At 58.6% G+C, this 16,343-nt stretch carries 14 protein-coding genes and 2 tRNA genes; 13 read left to right on the top strand and 3 right to left on the bottom strand.

The genetic code is table 11. The features are described from left to right. Nucleotides 1-9 precede the first annotated feature (9 nt). On the top strand, nt 10-834 hold the full coding sequence (locus tag B2696_RS03395) for a nitrilase-related carbon-nitrogen hydrolase (protein WP_286953892.1): 825 nt from the start codon (nt 10-12) through the stop codon (nt 832-834). 98 nt (nt 835-932) lie between these two features. Here B2696_RS03395 and B2696_RS03390 read toward each other — a convergent pair. Continuing rightward, a tRNA-Gly gene (locus B2696_RS03390) sits at nt 933-1,007 on the bottom strand. Nucleotides 1,008-1,184: 177 nt separating this feature from the next. On the opposite strand from B2696_RS03390, the gene B2696_RS03385 reads away from it, so the two are divergent. The 5 genes from B2696_RS03385 to B2696_RS03365 all read left to right on the top strand — a co-directional run bounded on the left by B2696_RS03385 (nt 1,185) and on the right by B2696_RS03365 (nt 5,343). Then, nucleotides 1,185-2,009: a DUF1542 domain-containing protein gene (locus B2696_RS03385; protein WP_276622599.1), complete on the top strand. Its 825-nt coding sequence runs from the start codon at nt 1,185-1,187 to the stop codon at nt 2,007-2,009. 307 nt (nt 2,010-2,316) lie between these two features. After that, a tRNA-Pro gene (locus B2696_RS03380) sits at nt 2,317-2,390 on the top strand. Nucleotides 2,391-2,482: 92 nt separating this feature from the next. Further along, nucleotides 2,483-3,835, top strand: a complete 1,353-nt coding sequence (gene tig / locus B2696_RS03375; RefSeq protein WP_276622597.1) for a trigger factor — start codon at nt 2,483-2,485, stop codon at nt 3,833-3,835. 262 nt (nt 3,836-4,097) lie between these two features. Continuing rightward, the gene (locus B2696_RS03370; RefSeq protein WP_075730290.1) at nt 4,098-4,697 is read left to right on the top strand and encodes an ATP-dependent Clp protease proteolytic subunit; all 600 of its coding nucleotides are present in this window, start codon (nt 4,098-4,100) and stop codon (nt 4,695-4,697) included. 22 nt (nt 4,698-4,719) lie between these two features. Further along, on the top strand, nt 4,720-5,343 hold the full coding sequence (locus B2696_RS03365; protein WP_075730289.1) for an ATP-dependent Clp protease proteolytic subunit: 624 nt from the start codon (nt 4,720-4,722) through the stop codon (nt 5,341-5,343). A gap of 116 nt (nt 5,344-5,459) precedes the next feature. Here the strand turns inward: B2696_RS03365 and B2696_RS03360 are convergent, their stop codons facing one another. Continuing rightward, nucleotides 5,460-6,773 carry an MFS transporter gene (locus B2696_RS03360; protein ID WP_276622593.1) on the bottom strand — a complete coding sequence of 438 codons (1,314 nt, stop codon included), beginning with the start codon at nt 6,771-6,773 and terminating at the stop codon, nt 5,460-5,462. A gap of 301 nt (nt 6,774-7,074) precedes the next feature. Between B2696_RS03360 and clpX the strand changes: the two genes are divergently transcribed. Further along, nucleotides 7,075-8,367 (top strand): ATP-dependent Clp protease ATP-binding subunit ClpX, encoded by a 1,293-nt coding sequence (clpX, locus tag B2696_RS03355; protein WP_075730287.1) that lies wholly within the window; start codon nt 7,075-7,077, stop codon nt 8,365-8,367. Here the strand turns inward: clpX and B2696_RS03350 are convergent. After that, complete coding sequence (locus B2696_RS03350) at nt 8,364-9,119, bottom strand: TetR/AcrR family transcriptional regulator (protein WP_075730286.1); 756 nt, start codon at nt 9,117-9,119, stop codon at nt 8,364-8,366. The two genes, clpX and B2696_RS03350, sit on opposite strands and share 4 nt — an antisense overlap. 305 nt (nt 9,120-9,424) lie before the next feature. Between B2696_RS03350 and B2696_RS03345 the strand changes: the two genes are divergently transcribed. The 6 genes from B2696_RS03345 to ndk all read left to right on the top strand — a co-directional run bounded on the left by B2696_RS03345 (nt 9,425) and on the right by ndk (nt 16,096). Then, nucleotides 9,425-10,387, top strand: a complete 963-nt coding sequence (locus B2696_RS03345; RefSeq protein WP_075730285.1) for a malate dehydrogenase — start codon at nt 9,425-9,427, stop codon at nt 10,385-10,387. Nucleotides 10,388-10,522: 135 nt separating this feature from the next. Next, a complete protein-coding gene (locus tag B2696_RS03340; RefSeq protein ID WP_075730284.1) occupies nt 10,523-13,255 on the top strand; it encodes a valine--tRNA ligase in 2,733 nt (910 codons plus the stop codon). Next, a complete protein-coding gene (gene folC / locus B2696_RS03335) occupies nt 13,255-14,817 on the top strand; it encodes a bifunctional tetrahydrofolate synthase/dihydrofolate synthase (RefSeq protein WP_075730283.1) in 1,563 nt (520 codons plus the stop codon). Before B2696_RS03340 ends, folC begins: the two co-directional genes overlap by 1 nt. Beyond that, the gene (locus tag B2696_RS03330; RefSeq protein WP_075730282.1) at nt 14,814-15,254 is read left to right on the top strand and encodes a DUF4233 domain-containing protein; all 441 of its coding nucleotides are present in this window, start codon (nt 14,814-14,816) and stop codon (nt 15,252-15,254) included. The genes folC and B2696_RS03330 overlap by 4 nt, the downstream gene beginning before the upstream one ends. Nucleotides 15,255-15,300: 46 nt before the next feature. Next, on the top strand, nt 15,301-15,612 hold the full coding sequence (locus B2696_RS03325) for a hypothetical protein (RefSeq protein WP_286953885.1): 312 nt from the start codon (nt 15,301-15,303) through the stop codon (nt 15,610-15,612). Between the two features lie 73 nt (nt 15,613-15,685). Then, nucleotides 15,686-16,096 carry a nucleoside-diphosphate kinase gene (ndk, locus tag B2696_RS03320; protein ID WP_276622590.1) on the top strand — a complete coding sequence of 137 codons (411 nt, stop codon included), beginning with the start codon at nt 15,686-15,688 and terminating at the stop codon, nt 16,094-16,096. Nucleotides 16,097-16,343: the final 247 nt, after the last annotated feature.

Here is a 16,343-nt window from a genome sequence, read left to right as displayed (position 1 = left end):
CACCACACTATTGGACGCAACCGGACTGGGGATAAGGAATCCATGATTGAAAAGCACGAGGAGCTAACTCGAAAAGCCGCAAAAGAAGGCGCGGAGATAATTTGCTATCAAGAACTCTTCTACGGCCCGTACTTCGGAATTGTTCAAGACACGAAGTATTACGACTATGCCGAATCGATTCCAGGACCGACGACTGAGAGGTTCCAGAAGCTAGCTAAGGAGCTCGGCATAGTCATTGTTCTTCCGATTTATGAAGAAGAGAACACCGGAGTTCTCTGCAACACGGCCGTCGTCATTGATGCGGACGGAACTCTGGTGGGAAAGTACCGGAAGCACCACATTCCGCACGTGGATCGCTTCTGGGAGAAGTTCTACTTCCGCCCTGGCAACACTGGCTGGCCAGTGTTCGAGACTAAGGTGGGCAATATTGGCGTAACAATTTGCTATGACCGGCACTTCCCCGAAGGCTGGAGGAACTTGGGGCTGGCGGGAGCCGAAATCGTGTTCAACCCCAACGCCTCAAAGCCGGGTCTGTCCAATCGCCTATGGGAGATTGAGCAGCCAGCAGCAGCTGCGGCAAATGGATACTTTGTTGCAGTGCCAAACCGGGTCGGTATTGAGGATGATGAGTTCGGTGACGAAGCAGTAGAGTTCTACGGTTCCTCTTACATCGTTGACCCGAAGGGCAACTACGTTGCTGGGCCAGCAAGCACCAAAGACGAGGAGCTCATCGTAGCTACCGTCGACATGGACGAGATCCGTAAGACTCGTTATGACTGGCAGTTCTATCGTGATCGTCGCCCTGACGCTTACGGGCCAATTGTTGCGCCTTAAATTCTGAGTTGGCGCCAAATTGGCTGCCACCGCTTTTGATACCGGAAAATACAACAACACCCCATGTCCTATAAGAGCAGGTCATGGGGTGTATTCTATGGAGGGAATGACGGGAATCGAACCCGCGTCTTCAGCTTGGAAGGCTGAGGTATTAGCCACTATACGACATTCCCATAGGGTCATTTTCTGACGCGCGCTCTACTTTAGCGCACGGGGTCGCCAGAAGAAAAATGGGGAACTAATTCGATATGCTGGTCGTTGAAGGGAATGTTGCTAAACAGCGTTTTTGCGTGCAGGCGCGGAGACCGACGGCCCTGAATTTGAAGCCTTTAGATGGAAGTGATGCCCCAGTGAGCTTGTTATTGATTCTCATTATTCTGGGCGGCGGTGCCGCCTACTTGATCTCGCGTAACGGTAAGCAGCGCGAAGAATTGCGCGCGTCTGAGGCCTTGGCGGATGCGCAGGCGGACGCACGGAGGTGGATTGAGCGCCTCGGTGGGCAGGTGATGCAGATTTCTGGCACAGACTTGGCATCGCAGCAGGCAATGGCGGATGCTTCGGAGCGTTTCACTGCAGCTAACTCGGCCATCTCCCAGGCAAACACTGTTAAGCAGGCTAAGTTGGCTAGGGAATCCGCGCTGGAGGGCTTGCATTACGTGAATGCCGCCCGTGAAATCATGGGCATGAGCGCCGGCCCGGAACTGCCACCGCTGGAGGGCCAGCGTGCGGCGGGCAAAGTCACGGAGAAGCGCACGGTCGAAGCCAATGGCGAAACGCTTACCGCTTCGCCTTATGCCTCGGATGAGACCCCCAACTATTACCCTGGTGGCACCGTCGCTGGGCGCCCTGTTCCTGCAGGCTGGTACTCGCGGCCGTGGTGGGCCGATGCGCTCACCACTGGCGTGTGGATGCTCGGCTATTCCATGATGTTTAACGCTATGTTTGCTGGCATGGCCGGCGTGGGCTACTCGGGTGAGCAGGCCGAAGGTGGGGACTGGGGTGGAGACTCCGGTGATGGCGGTGCTGATGGTGGAGACGGCGGAGACATGGGTGACGGCGGCGATGCTGGTGACGGCGGAGACATGGGGGGCGGCGATGAAGGCGGCTTCTTCGACGGTCTCTTTGGCGGTGACGGAGGAGACGGCGGCGGTTTCGACCTCGGCTTTGATTTCTAGGCCGTGACTTCTCAACCCTAAGTTTGCAGGCTCTCTCCGGGCGTTGCAGCACTTAATTTTTGCACCCAGCTCCCACGACAGTGGGGATGCTGGGTGCCTTGTCGTTGTAGGGGGTGTCTTTTGCAACTTTAGGTGTTGATTGCGGCGTTGTAAGGGCGTCGTCGGCAAGCGCTGAAAAGTATCCACTAACTGCGAATATGTAATAAGCGTTGGGGCTATGTTGGGTGCTTTGGCCCAGACCCGCTACACTTGCTCCAGTATGCAACGCACCTGCGCTACATGTTCACATGTCGCAGTGGCCTACATACGGGGCGTGGCGCAGCTTGGTAGCGCACCTGCTTTGGGAGCAGGGGGTCGCAGGTTCAAATCCTGTCGCCCCGACGTATGGGGGTCTGGAAATGCCCTTTATGGAATTTCCAGACCCCTGTTTTTAATTTTGCACTAAACACCTCAAGAAGCCAGGAGAGTTACTCGTGAAGACCACCGTAGACAAGCTGAGCGATACTCGTGTCAAGCTCACCGTCAACGTTCCGTTTACTGAGCTGGACAAGGAGATCGACCAGGCCTACGCGGCTATCGCGCAGCAGGTCTCCATTCCCGGTTTCCGTAAGGGTAAGGCACCCCGCCAGCTTATTGACGCCCGCTTTGGCCGCGGCCCCATCCTCGAGCAGGTTGTCAATGACATGCTGCCTACCCGCTACGAGCAGGCTGTAAATGAGAATGAGCTCAAGGTCATTGGCCAACCTGACGTTGACATCTCCAAGATCGAAGACAACGACTTTGTCGAGTTCACCGCTGAGGTAGACGTTCGCCCCGAGTTCGAGGTTCCGGACTTCGCTGAGCTTAGCGTCACGGTTCCAGCTACGGAGATCACCGAGGAAGACGTTGACAAGGCTCTCGAGGACTTGGCGGAGCGCTTCGGCGAGCTCAAGGACACCAAGCGCAAGCTGAAGACCGGTGACTACGCCATCGTTGACATCACCGCCGAGATTGACGGCACCAAGGTCGACGAGGCCTCCACTGAGGGTCTTTCTTATCGCATCGGTGATGACGACCTCATCCAGGGGCTGGACACCGCCCTGCGTGGCCTGAAGAGCGGCGAGGATGCGGAGTTCACCTCCGAAATCCAGACCGGTGACCACAAGGGCGAAGAGGCCACCATCAAGGTCCACGTCGACCAGACCAAGGAGCGCAAGCTTCCGGAGCTCGATGACGAGTTTGCTCAGATGGCTTCTGAGTTCGACACCATCGAAGAGCTGCGCGAGTCCACCAAGGCACAGGTCGAGGAGTCCAAGAAGTCGGAGCAGGCCGCCAGCATCCGCGACGAGGTTCTCAAGGCTGCTTTGGCAAAGACTTCCTTCGAGCTTCCTGCTTCCATCGTTGATGAGCAGGTCCACTCCCAGCTGCACCAGGTACTTGGCCAGCTCGCCCACGACGAGAAGGCTCTTGCACAGCTTCTGGAGGCGCAGGGCACCAGCCGCGAGGAGTTCGACAAGGACGTGCGCAAGCAGTCCGAAGAATCCGTGCGCACCCAGCTGTTCCTGGATGCTCTCGCTGAGCAGGAGCAGCCTGAGGTCTCCCAGCAGGAGCTGACGGACCACATCTTGTTCACCGCGCAGTCCTACGGCATGGATCCGAACCAGTTTGTTCAGCAGCTGCAGTCCAATGGCCAGATTGCAAACCTCTTTGCGGACGTTCGTCGTGGCAAGGCTCTCGCAGCCGCTATCTGCCGCGTCGATGCCAAGGACAAAGAGGGCAACAAGGTCGATGTCGAGCAGTACTTCGGCGAGGTTGAGGAAGAGGACACCCCTTCCGAGTCCGAGTAGATTTCAGCTACTCCACGTGAGTTGAGGGCCCAGCGCTAGCAATAGCTGCGCTGGGCCCTTTGTCTTTCTCGTAGCGTCCTTCCCGCGGTGGGGCACCGAGTCTTCGCTCCCTGCTCGCCCGCAGGTTCTGTACAACTGCTGCACGTGAAAAGCGGCAACTAAAGGACTGCAAACGCTGATAGCGAACAGCACCCACAAATGTCACGGAGGTAAGTAATGTGGTGGCATTAGATAACAACCGTATCTCAAGGAGAATCCCTACATGTCTGACAATCCTCAGATGACCGCGCCCGGTGCGGGCATGAACCTCGGCGATAGCGTCTATGAGCGGCTCCTGCGTGAGCGCATCATCTTCCTTGGTACGCAGGTTGATGATGACATCGCCAATAAGCTATGCGCGCAGATCCTGCTGCTTTCCGCGGAGGATCCCACGCGTGACATCTCGCTTTATATCAACTCCCCGGGTGGCTCGGTCACCGCAGGTATGGCCATTTATGACACCATGCGTTACTCGCCTTGCGATATCGCTACCTTCGGCATGGGCTTGGCGGCCTCCATGGGGCAGTTCCTGCTCACTGGTGGAACCAAGGGCAAGCGTTTTGCTCTTCCGCACGCACGCATCATGATGCACCAGCCTTCCGCAGGTGTCGGTGGCACCGCGGCCGATATTGCCATCCAAGCCGAGCAGTTTGCGCAGACCAAGCGCGAGATGGCGCAACTCATCGCGGAACACACTGGCCAGACCTTCGAGCAGATTACGCTCGACTCCGACCGTGACCGTTGGTTCACCGCAGAGCAGGCCAAGGAATACGGCCTCGTAGACCACGTTATTGAGACCGTCAGCGGTCCGATCAGCAACTAAGGGATTAAGGAGAATAACCCACATGTCACAGTTCCAAATGCCTTCATCCCGCTACGTTCTGCCCTCTTTCATTGAGCAGTCGGCGCAGGGCACCAAAGAGACCAACCCCTATTCCAAGCTCTTCGAGGAGCGCATTATCTTCCTTGGCACCCAGGTGGATGACACCTCGGCCAATGACGTTATGGCACAGCTTCTCGTGCTCGAGGGACAGGACCCTGACCGCGATATTACGATGTACATTAACTCCCCCGGTGGCTCTTTCACCGCGCTGATGGCCATCTATGACACCATGCGTTACGTTCGCCCCGACGTACAGACTGTGTGCCTAGGCCAAGCGGCCTCGGCTGCGGCGGTCCTGCTCGCTGCCGGTGCGCCAGGCAAGCGTGCAGCTCTTCCGAACTCCCGCGTTCTCATCCACCAGCCCGCAACGCAGGGCACTCAAGGCCAGGTCTCAGATTTGGAGATTCAGGCCCGCGAGATCGAGCGTATGCGCAAGCTCATGGAAAACACCCTCGCTGAGCACACCGGCCGCACCCCGGAGCAGATCCGCATCGACACCGACCGCGATAAGATCCTTACCGCGCAGGAGGCAGTCGAATACGGCATCATTGACTCCGTCTTTGATTACCGCAAGCTCAACAACTAATCCGCTCGGCGCCTAGCACCCAAGCCCCGCCTTTTCTTCCACCAGCATCGTGCGCGTGGGTTGAATGTGCGGGGCTTGGGTGTGTCTGGGGTACGCGATGAAGGCGGCTTCGTTAGTCAGGCGGCGACGGGGGCCGGCGCGGTCTCCTCCAGCGTGGCACCATGGGCGCGCAGCCCGATGAGGGAGACTGCGGCGATCAAGGCGGCGGCGCCGGCGAGGGTATAGAGGCCTAGCGGCGTCCAGCCGGCATCCAGGAGGTAACCCGCCAGGATGGGGGCCAGCGTCGAACCCATGCGGGCGATGCCGATGGCCGCGCCGGTTCCGGTGGTGCGCAGCGCGGAAGGATAAGCCTCGGGAGTCACGGTATAGAGGCCGGCGATGCAGGCGTTGAGCATCAAACCTACGCCGATGCCGAGGATGAACATCACGGCGGGCATCGAGGAGGAGACGATGAAACCTACGAGCACTCCCGCGGAACCGAGGCCGAAGAGGATGAGGAGGCGGCGGGCATCGATGCGCGTGGTGAGTACCCCGTAGACCAGGGCGCCAATGGTTCCGCCAAAGGAAAGCATGATTCCCCCGAGGATGCCTTGTTGTGCGGTCAGGCCCTCTTCCTGAAGCAGTTTGGGCGTCCATTGGGAGGTGAAGTAGTACGCAAACATGATGAGGGAAAAGGCTAGCCACAGCTGAATAGAAGTGCGGAGAAACGCCGGGGACACAAGCTCTTTCCACGTGGCCTTCTCCACTGGGCGCGGGCTGAAGCTCGCCGAGCCCTGTACGCCTATGCGCTTGGCGATGGCGCTTACCTCATCCATGCGCCCACGCGAGGCCAAGAACTCCGCAGACTCGGGCACGAAGAATATGGTAAGCCCTAGGCCTACGACGGTCAGTGCGGCTCCGGCCCAGAAGATGGCCTGCCAACCATAAACGGGCCCTAGTCGTGCGGCCACGAAGCCGCAGAACATGGCGCCAAAACCGTAGCCTCCTGTGTAGAGGGCCATGGCCAATCCGCGAAAGCGTAGGTTGGAGAATTCGCTGACGAGGACAGTTACGCAGACCAATACTCCGCCGATCCCGATGCCGGTCAGAATTCGGAAAAGAAGCAAGAGGGCAAAATTGGGTGCTAGCGCAGTGAGAATCAGTCCGCACAAGTCGATGACCAAGGCAATAGTGATGAGCTTGGTGCGGCCAAAGCGGTCGGCGTAGGGGGCTAGGAATACTGAGCCGAGGCCAATGCCGATGAGAGCGGAGGCCAAGAGCCATCCCAGCTGTACGCCGCTGAGTCCGAAGGCCTCAGTGACGGCACTGGAGCCGAAGGCCATGGCGACGATATCGTAGCCGTCTAGGGCGTTGAGAAAAAGTGCGATGGCGACGATTGACCATTGCCGTGCGCTCATAGGAGAGTGGTTGATCAGTTCCCTGATGTCCATGGGCAGAGGGTTTCCTTTTTTCGTGGGTCAAAGATACTGCGCCGGGGCATTGCCATGCCCCCCGATGCAGCACAGAAAGAAAGCTAATGTAGTCCTTCCGATATGTCCATAAATTCGGTCTTAAGATTCTTGGCCGATGTGGGTGCGGAGACATTTGTCATGCCACGCGGAGGGAATGAACCGCGGGGGAGTCGGGTTGTTTTACTAGAGTGGAAGTAGTCTGTGTGTTCACCCATTCCGCAAAGAACAGCGGTGAAGAACACGCCTCTATGAGTTGAGAAAAGTGAGTTGAGAATCCTTCATGGCACGCATGCAAGAAAGCGCTGACCTGCTCAAGTGCTCTTTCTGTGGAAAGAGCCAGAAGCAGGTCAAGAAGCTCATCGCCGGTGGCGGAGTCTACATCTGCGATGAGTGCATTGAACTGTGCAACGAGATCATCGAAGAAGAACTCGGAGCAGCCCAAGACAAGGAGGGCCAGGAGGCCGAGGTACGCCTGCCGCGTCCCTCCGAGATCTCCTCTTTCCTGGACAAGTATGTCATCGGGCAAGACCGCGCTAAGCGCGTGCTTGCCGTCGCTGTGTACAACCACTACAAGCGCATCAAGGTGGAAGAGGCCCATGCTCTAGACAGCCGCCGCAAGCGCGCTGAGGATGAGGAGATCGAGATCGCCAAGTCCAATATTTTGATGTTGGGCCCTACCGGTTCCGGCAAAACTTACCTGGCCCAGACCCTCGCGCGGCTATTGGACGTTCCTTTTGCAATCGCCGATGCCACATCATTGACTGAGGCCGGCTATGTTGGCGAGGACGTGGAGAACATCCTGCTCAAACTGCTGCAGGCGGCAGATTTCGACGTGGAGCGCGCTCAGCGCGGCATCATCTACGTCGATGAGGTGGATAAGATCTCCCGCAAGTCGGAGAACCCCTCCATCACCCGTGATGTTTCGGGTGAAGGTGTCCAGCAGGCTCTGCTGAAGATCTTGGAAGGCACCGTCGCGGCGATTCCGCCCCAGGGAGGGCGAAAGCACCCGAACCAGGAGTTTATCCAGCTCGATACATCGAACATCCTCTTCATCGTTGCCGGCGCCTTTGCGGGCTTGGAGGATGTGATCGCCGAGCGCGTGGGCAAAAAGGGCGTGGGATTTGGCTCGCGTTTAGAAACCAAGCAAGATCGTTCGCGTATTGACCTCTTTTCCGAGGTGCGCCCAGAAGACCTCGTGAAGTTCGGGCTCATCCCAGAGTTTATCGGCCGCCTGCCCATCGTGGCCACCGTGGATAACCTCGATCAGACCTCTTTGGTCAAGGTCCTAACCGAGCCGAAGAACTCGCTGGTCAAGCAGTATCAGCGGCTCTTTGACATGGATGATACGCACCTGGAATTTGATCCGGCTGCGCTGGAAGCTATTGCTGATCTCGCCCTTGAACGAAAGACGGGTGCCCGCGGCCTGCGAGCCATCATGGAGGAGCTGTTGGTTCCTATCATGTACGAGCTGCCTGACCGCGAAGACATCGTCGGCGTACATATCACTGCAGCTTGCGTAGCAGGCGGCGAACCCGAGTACGTCTACTCCGACGAAGCCAAGGAATCCGCCTAGTACAAGGCGGTGGGATCCTCGCCCGAGTAGATATCCGAGCCGGTAGCGCCGTCTTCCTCGACGGGGCTATCGGCCACGAGGTAAGATTGATGCCCCGAGTCCGGGATATTGGCAGTGAGGAAGGAAAGCACGGCATCGACCATGAGCCTGTGCATGCCAGCGGTGTTGGCCTCCGTGAGCATGTCCACTCGCAGTAGGTTGTGCATCATGGCGTGACTAGTCACGCGGTACATGGTGAGAGAAGAAATCAACGTAAAGATGTCATTGGCGGAGATTCCGGGGCGGAAAGCTCCTGAGTCTTGGCCCAGCATAAGCAGCTTGTCCAAGTGGAGAGAGACCTCACTGACATCGGTGATGACCTGGGTGGTGTTCTCCAACAGCCGGTAGCGGTTTTCCTGCGCCAGTAGCGACAGGGCCTCGGGGTGCTCACTGTGTTGTTGGAAGATGCGATCCACGAGTTTGCGCACGCCTTCTACGGGAACGCCGGATTCAATCTCCAGAGCATCAACCGGAGGGCTGAGCCTTTGCGCCGCAACGGCGAGCGCCTGGCGGTAGAGACCCTTTTTGTCCCCGAAGTGGTAGTGGATCATCCTTTTGGACATCCCTGAAAGACGAGAGATGGATTCGAGTTTGGCCTCGGAATACCCGAACTCAGAAAACTGCTGGATAGCGACGTCGATGACTGCGTCCACGGACCGCGACTCGCTCGAGGCGGGCACGGGTTGGACAGAATCATTGACATTGAAGCTCATGGCTATTTCCGTCCTTGCGTTCCTTCTAGAGGTGGTGATTCTAAGCTGGGGTGTTGCCTGCGGGGGTTTCCATATCCGTGGTGTTTTCTCCAGTGTCCCTCGTCCCATCTTGCCGAAAAACCGCAGTGAGCGAGATTTAAGGGGCAAGAATTTCAGAAATACCAGGAATTCGGGGGTAGTTCAGGTGGGTTCGCAAGGGTGAGTGCCTCCAAAAGAGGGGAGTAGGGGCACTCTGCAAGGGTTGTGGATCGCGGGCTATGGTGGAAAGAGAACCTAAGTAACTTAGTTTGCCCCAAGGAGGCACAATGCAAGAATCCTTTAAGGCCACCGTTAAGATCACCGTGACCGGTGCTGCCGGAAACATCGCCTATTCCTTGCTGTGGCGCATCGCCGCCGGCGAGGTTTATGGAAAAGATACCCCGGTGGACTTGACCCTGCTCGAGATTCCGGCAGCGGTTAAGGCTGCCGAGGGCGTGGCCATGGAGCTGCGAGATTCCGCTTTCCCGCTCCTGCGTGACATCACAGTGACGGCTGATCTAGAGACTGCCTTTAGCAAGACACAGGCGGCTTTCCTGGTGGGCTCGCGGCCTCGTTCGAAGGGAATGGAGCGCGCAGATCTCCTGACCGCCAATGGCGCCATCTTCAGCGCGCAGGGCAAGGCGATCAATGACTTCGCAGACAGGGACGTCAAGGTCTTGGTGGTGGGAAACCCGGCCAATACTAATGCCTTGATTGCGGCGAACAATGCTCCTGATCTGGATCCCAGCCAGTTCACCGCCATGATGCGCCTCGACCATAACCGCGTGCTTGGCCAGCTTGCTGAGAAGCTGGGCACCCCCAGTGCCGAGTTCGAGAAGGTGGCGGTGTGGGGCAACCACTCGGCCTCGCAGTTCCCTGATCTGACCTATGCCAATGTCGATGTTGACCACGATTGGTATGTCAACGAGCTCATCCCCAAGGTGGCTAATCGCGGTGCGGAGATCATCGAGGTCCGGGGCCACTCCTCGGCCGCCTCGGCTGCCTCGGCGGCTGTAGACCACATGCATGATTGGATTCATGGAACCGAGGATTGGCGCACCGCCGCTATCGTCTCGGATGGGTCCTATGGCGTGGATGAAGGCTTGGTGTGTGGTTTCCCCACCGTAGCCCGCGATGGCCGCTGGGAGATCGTGCAAGGCCTCGAGCTCAGCGAGTTCCAGAAGGAAAGCATCGCTGCCTCGGTGGAGGAGTTGCGCTCCGAGCGTGAAGCTGTCCAGCACCTGCTCTAATCAGCGCTGTAGTTTGCGCGGCACCCTCAGCCGCCATTCGTGTAGGGGAGTTCCGCTGTAATGCGGAAACGGCCGGCTCAGCCGGCCTCGGAGGAGGGTGTAGAGCTGGTTGACGCACAAGGTAGACTCGTTTGGGTGAATGAGCGAAATAACGTTGAGAATAAAGAGCAACTGGTAGGCACCAACCGTGCGGATGCCCTGCCCAAATCCTGGGATCCCCAGTCGGTAGAAAAGGATCTTTATGAGGGCTGGGTAGAAGCTGGTTACTTCACCCCAGATGCGGACTCCGAGGCCGAGCCTTTCTCCATCGTTCTTCCCCCACCCAATGTCACAGGCCAGCTGCACATGGGTCACGCGCTTGATCACACCCTCATTGACTCGATCATCCGTCGTAAGCGCATGCAAGGGTTTGCCACCTTGTGGCTGCCCGGCGCGGACCACGCCGGCATCGCCACCCAGACCAAGGTCGAGGCCAAGCTCAAAGAGACCGAGGGCAAGTCTCGCTGGGACTATCAGCGTGATGAGTTTATTGACAAGGTCTGGGAGTGGAAGCGCGAATACGGCGGGACCATTCAAAACCAGATGCGCGCCATCGGCGACTCGGTGGACTGGTCGCGCGAGCGTTTTACCCTCGACGAGGGGCTGTCGAATGCCGTGCAGACCATGTTTAAGAAGCTCTATGATGCCGGGATGATTTACCAGGCCAACCGTCTGGTCAACTGGTCTCCGGTCCTAGAAACCGCGGTCTCCGATATTGAGGTCATCTACAAGGACGTCGAAGGCGAGCTAGTCTCCTTCCGCTACGGATCCCTCAATGATGACGAGCCGCACTTGGTTGTCGCCACCACCCGCATAGAGACCATGCTGGGGGACGTCGCCATCGCGGTTCACCCCGACGATGAGCGCTACAAAGACCTGGTCGGCCAAGTCCTGGATCACCCTTTCCGTTCCGATCTCAAACTTAAGGTCATCGCTGATGATTACGTTGACATGGAGTTCGGCACCGGTGCGGTCAAGATCACCCCAGCGCATGACCCCAATGACTACGCCATGGGCCTGCGCCACGGGCTAGACATGCCCATCGTCGTCGACACCACTGGGCATATAGCCGGAACCGGCACGCAGTTTGACGGTCTGAGCCGCGAAGAAGCCCGCGTGGCTATCCGTGAGGAGCTGGCCAAGCAAGGCCGCATTGTCAAGGAGATTCGCCCCTACGTCCACTCGGTCGGGCACTCGGAGCGCTCTGGGGAACCCATCGAGCCGATGTTGTCGCTGCAGTGGTGGGTCGCCGTCGACAAGCTGGCGAAGTACGCCGGTGACGCGGTGCGCGAGTCCGATACCGTCATCCACCCAGAGTCCTTGGCTCCGCGCTACTTCGAGTGGGTCGATAACATGCACGATTGGTGCATCTCCCGCCAGCTGTGGTGGGGCCACCGCATTCCTATCTGGTACGGCCCGCAGCGCGAGGACGGCTCCCGCGATATCGTCTGTGTGGGCCCAGGCGAGGAAGCGCCCGCAGGCTACGAGCAGGACCCCGATGTTCTTGATACCTGGTTCTCCTCGGCCCTATGGCCATTTTCCACCCTTGGTTGGCCGGAGAAGACCCCGGACCTGGAGAAGTTCTACCCCACAAACGTGCTGGTCACTGCGTATGACATCCTCTTCTTCTGGGTCGCACGCATGATGATGTTCGGTACCTTCGCCGGAACCGAAACCCCGGAGCTATTGGGACAAGGGCCGCAAGGCCGTCCGCAGGTACCGTTCAAGGACCTTTATCTCCACGGCCTCGTGCGCGACGAACAAGGACGGAAGATGTCGAAGTCCCTGGGCAACGGCATCGACCCCATGGATTGGGTGCGCGACTATGGTGCGGATGCCCTGCGTTTTACCCTGGCTCGTGGCGCCAACCCCGGTGTGGATCTGCCCTTGGGCTCGGACGCGGCGGCCTCCGCGCGCAACTTTGCCACCAAGCTTTTCAACGCCACCAAGTTCGCGCTCCTCAACGGTGCCGGAATTGCCGCGCTACCCAACCGCGAAGAACTCACCGATGCGGATCGCTGGATCTTGGACCGCCTGGAAGAGGTGCGCGTCCAGGTTGATGCTTACTTGGATGACTATCAGTTCGCCAAAGCCAACGAGCTGCTCTACCACTTTGCCTGGGATGAATTGTGTGACTGGTACCTGGAAATCGCTAAGACGCAGATTCCGCGCGACGGGCAATCCGCGCAGGGACGCACTACGCAGGTAGTCCTCGGACGCGTGCTCGACGTGGTGCTGCGCCTGCTTCACCCCACCATGCCCTTCATCACCGAGGTTCTGTGGAAGGCCTTGAGCGGGCAAGAGACCATTGTTACTCAGCCGTGGCCCACCGTGGCTGATACCAATGGCGGTGCCACTAAGGATGAGGTTGCCGCACGCCGCATCGACGATGCTGTCAAGCTTATCACCGAGATTCGCCGCTTCCGCTCCGACCAGGGCGTCAAGCCTTCCCAGAAGGTGCCGGGCCGGCTTGATTTCGCGGCCGCGGACCTTGCCGGTCAAGAGGGCCTCGTGCGCAACCTTGCCAACACCACCGAACCCGACGCGGACTTCAAGGTTTCGGCCACCATCGAGGTGCGCCTGTCCCAGGCCACCATCGAGGTTGCGCTGGATACCTCAGGTGCGGTTGACATCGCCGCCGAGCGCAAGCGCCTAGAAAAGGACCTGGCCAAGGCTAACAAGGAGCTGGAGCAGACCGGCAAGAAGCTGTCCAATGACGCATTCTTGGCCAAGGCTCCCGATGCCGTGGTGGAGAAGATCCGCACCCGTCAGCAGGTGGCCCGCGAGGAAGTCGAGCGCATCTCGGCACGCTTGGAGGCGCTCAAGTAGTGACGGAAAAATCTGCAACCCCAGACGGCCCAGAAAGCAAAGACTCCCCAGGGGACTTCGAAGTAGTCGATGCTCTCGCGGAGGGCACGGACGGCGGACCGGTAGAAATCACCGAGTCGGGGCTGACGCTTAACCTGGGCACTGGTGCGCCCGATGAGTATGAGCAAGCGCCCTCGCTCGAGGTCACGGCCGCTGATGTCAGCGCGCTTGCGGCAGTGGAGGATGAGTTAAACCAACGGTGGCCTGAGACTAAGCTCGAGCCTTCGTTGGATCGCATTGAAAAGCTCATGGATCTCCTCGGGCATCCTGAGCGTTCCTTCGACGTCATCCAGGTCGCCGGAACGAATGGCAAGTCTTCGACTGCGCGCATGATTGATTCGCTGCTGCGTGCCTTCCACCGGCGTGTGGGTTTGGTTACCAGCCCGCACCTGCAGCTTGTCACCGAAAGAATTGGTATCGATGGGCATCCGATTCATCCCCGCGACTTCGTTCGCATGTGGAATGAGATCAAGCCCTATGTTGAGATGGTTGATGCGCTAGCCGACGTCGCCATGTCGAAGTTCGAAGTTCTCGTAGCCATTTCCTATGCCGCTTTCGCGGACGCGCCTGTCGATGTCGCAGTTGTTGAGGTCGGCATGGGCGGGACCTGGGATGCCACGAATGTAGTTAACGCAGACGTGGCGGTCATCATGCCCATCGGTCTGGACCACACCGAGTACCTCGGCGATACCCTAGCTGAAATTGCGGGGGAGAAGGCTGGCATTATCAAGGCTCGACCAGATGTGGAAGACCCGCGGACACCGAAAGAGAATATCGCCGTCATTTCGCAGCAGGATCCGGAGGCCATGGAGGTCATCTTGAACCGCGCCGTGGCGGTGGATGCGGGAGTAGCTCGTGCAGGCTCCGAATTTGCAGCAGTGGAATCACGCATCGCGGTGGGCGGTCAGCAGCTCAACATTAAGGGGTTGGGCGGACTGTATGAGGACATCTTCCTGCCTCTGCACGGGGAGCATCAGGCCCGCAACGCAGCGGTAGCTTTGGCCGCAGTCGAGGCTTTCTTCGGCGCCTCCGCCGGTCGCCCGCTCGACGCAGCGACCGTGCGCGAGGGCTTTAGCAAGGCCATATCTCCCGGGCGGTTGGAGCGCGTTCGTACCTCTCCCACGACCTTTATTGACGCGGCGCACAATCCGCACGGTGCTACTGCTTTGGGCGCTGCACTAGAGCGCGACTTCGATTTCGCGCGGCTAATCGGCGTGGTTTCGGTATTCGCGGATAAGGACTATCGCGGAGTACTCGGCGCGCTCGAGCCCCATTTGACCGAAATTGTCATTACTCAGAACTCTTCGCCGCGGGCCTTGGATGCGTATGAGCTGGCGGAGGCCGCTCGTGAGATCTTTGGTGAAGAACGCGTTTACGTCGCAGATGATCTGGCCAGTGCCTATGCCCAGGCCGTCGAGTTGGCCGAGGATGCGGAGGTACAGTCGGGTTCCGGTATTGTCATTACCGGCTCCGTCGTCACCGCCGGGGATGCACGCGCGATGTTTGGAAAGGACCCTGCATGAGCAATCAGGTGCCCGAGGAAGAAATCAGCCCCCTAGGGCTAGGCCATGCACCCGTTAAGGACCCGATCAAAAGCTTCAACGGAATGGTCATCGCCAGCTCGCTGACCATGGAAGTCATCACGTTGATCCTGGCTTTCCCGCTGCTTTATAAGCTTTATGACGGCACTTTGTGGACACCCTTCAACATCGGGGTAGTAGGCGGACTCGTAGCCTTCCACCTCATCATGCTTGCGTTTGTCTCGCGTTCTTGGGCGCTTTTCACCATCTTGGTCGTGCAGGTTCTGGGTATTGTCCTGGGATTAATGGTCCACTGGTCCGTGGCTGCGATCATGGTCGTGTTTGGCCTCGAATGGCTGCTGGCCGCTTACCTGCGGTCCTCTTTGGTAGCGCGAATGAAGCGTGGTTACCTCACCACGCAGCACCTCAATAAGTCCTAGCGCCGGCCTGCTCTCGGCGCAGCTAAGTCCCTATAGACTAGGGCGCATGCGCTATCTTTATTTCATTTTGGCCGGTCTCGGCTGCGCCGCGGCAATAGGCCTACGTGCCCTAACGGGGGCTCCGTGGGCTCCACTCGTGGCCCTTATCGTGGCCGCCATTTTTTTAGTGTTGGGCTTGCGGGAGTCCATGGCACCCGCGCGGAGCTACGCTGCGGAAGATCTCAGCGCCGAGCAAGAAAAGGAGCTGCGGCGCTTGCTCGATGCGGGGCAATTTGGCACTGCAGGCAAGCAGGTTCAACTGTGGTTTCGCGGTATCTCCTATGAAAAGGCCGAGCAGATAGTTCATTCGCTGCGTTAAGGGGTAGTACGAGGCGGCGTTTACACCCCCTGTAGCGCGTCATTGGGAAGGCCCATTATGTACAGTATGGGGCATGACTGAACGTACCCTCATTCTTATTAAGCCGGATGGCGTCAACAACGGCCACGTCGGCGAAATTATCGCCCGCATCGAGCGCAAGGGCCTGAAGTTGGCCGCTCTTGATCTGCGCATCGCGGACCGTGAGACCGCAGAAAAGCACTACGCTGAGCACCAGGACAAGCCTTTCTTCGGTGAGCTCGTGGACTTCATCACCTCTGCCCCCCTCGTCGCCGGAATCGTAGAGGGCGAGCGTGCCATCGAGGCTTGGCGTCAGCTGGCCGGTGGAACCGATCCGGTTTCCAAGGCCACCCCCGGCACCATTCGTGGCGATTTCGCCTTGAGCGTGGGCGAGAATGTCGTGCACGGTTCCGATTCCCCGGAGTCGGCCGAGCGCGAAATCTCCATCTGGTTCCCTAACCTCTAAGAAGTTCTCGGCGCTTTCGAAGTCCAGGACCATTACAGCCTAGGCCACGGGCCTGGGCTTTCGTCGTTTTCTAAAGGCTTAACGGATCTTCTGGGTTCATCTCCACTGCACGGTCATAGTCCTGCCCGTTGTTGGTTTCCCCACTGGGCTTTGTTTTGGGGTGCGGGAATTCGCCGTTAGGCTTGTTGACCTAGCGGCTAGTATGCGGGGGCTGCCAGACTATTGTCCCGCCTTGGCGGGTAAGGCG

Source organism: Corynebacterium sp. UBA4397 (assembly GCF_002390965.1).
In the GTDB taxonomy this organism is placed as follows: Bacteria; Actinomycetota; Actinomycetes; order Mycobacteriales; family Mycobacteriaceae; genus Corynebacterium; species Corynebacterium flavescens.
The sequence above is the reverse complement of the archived record's forward strand: the minus strand, read 5'-3'. Positions and strand labels throughout refer to the sequence as shown.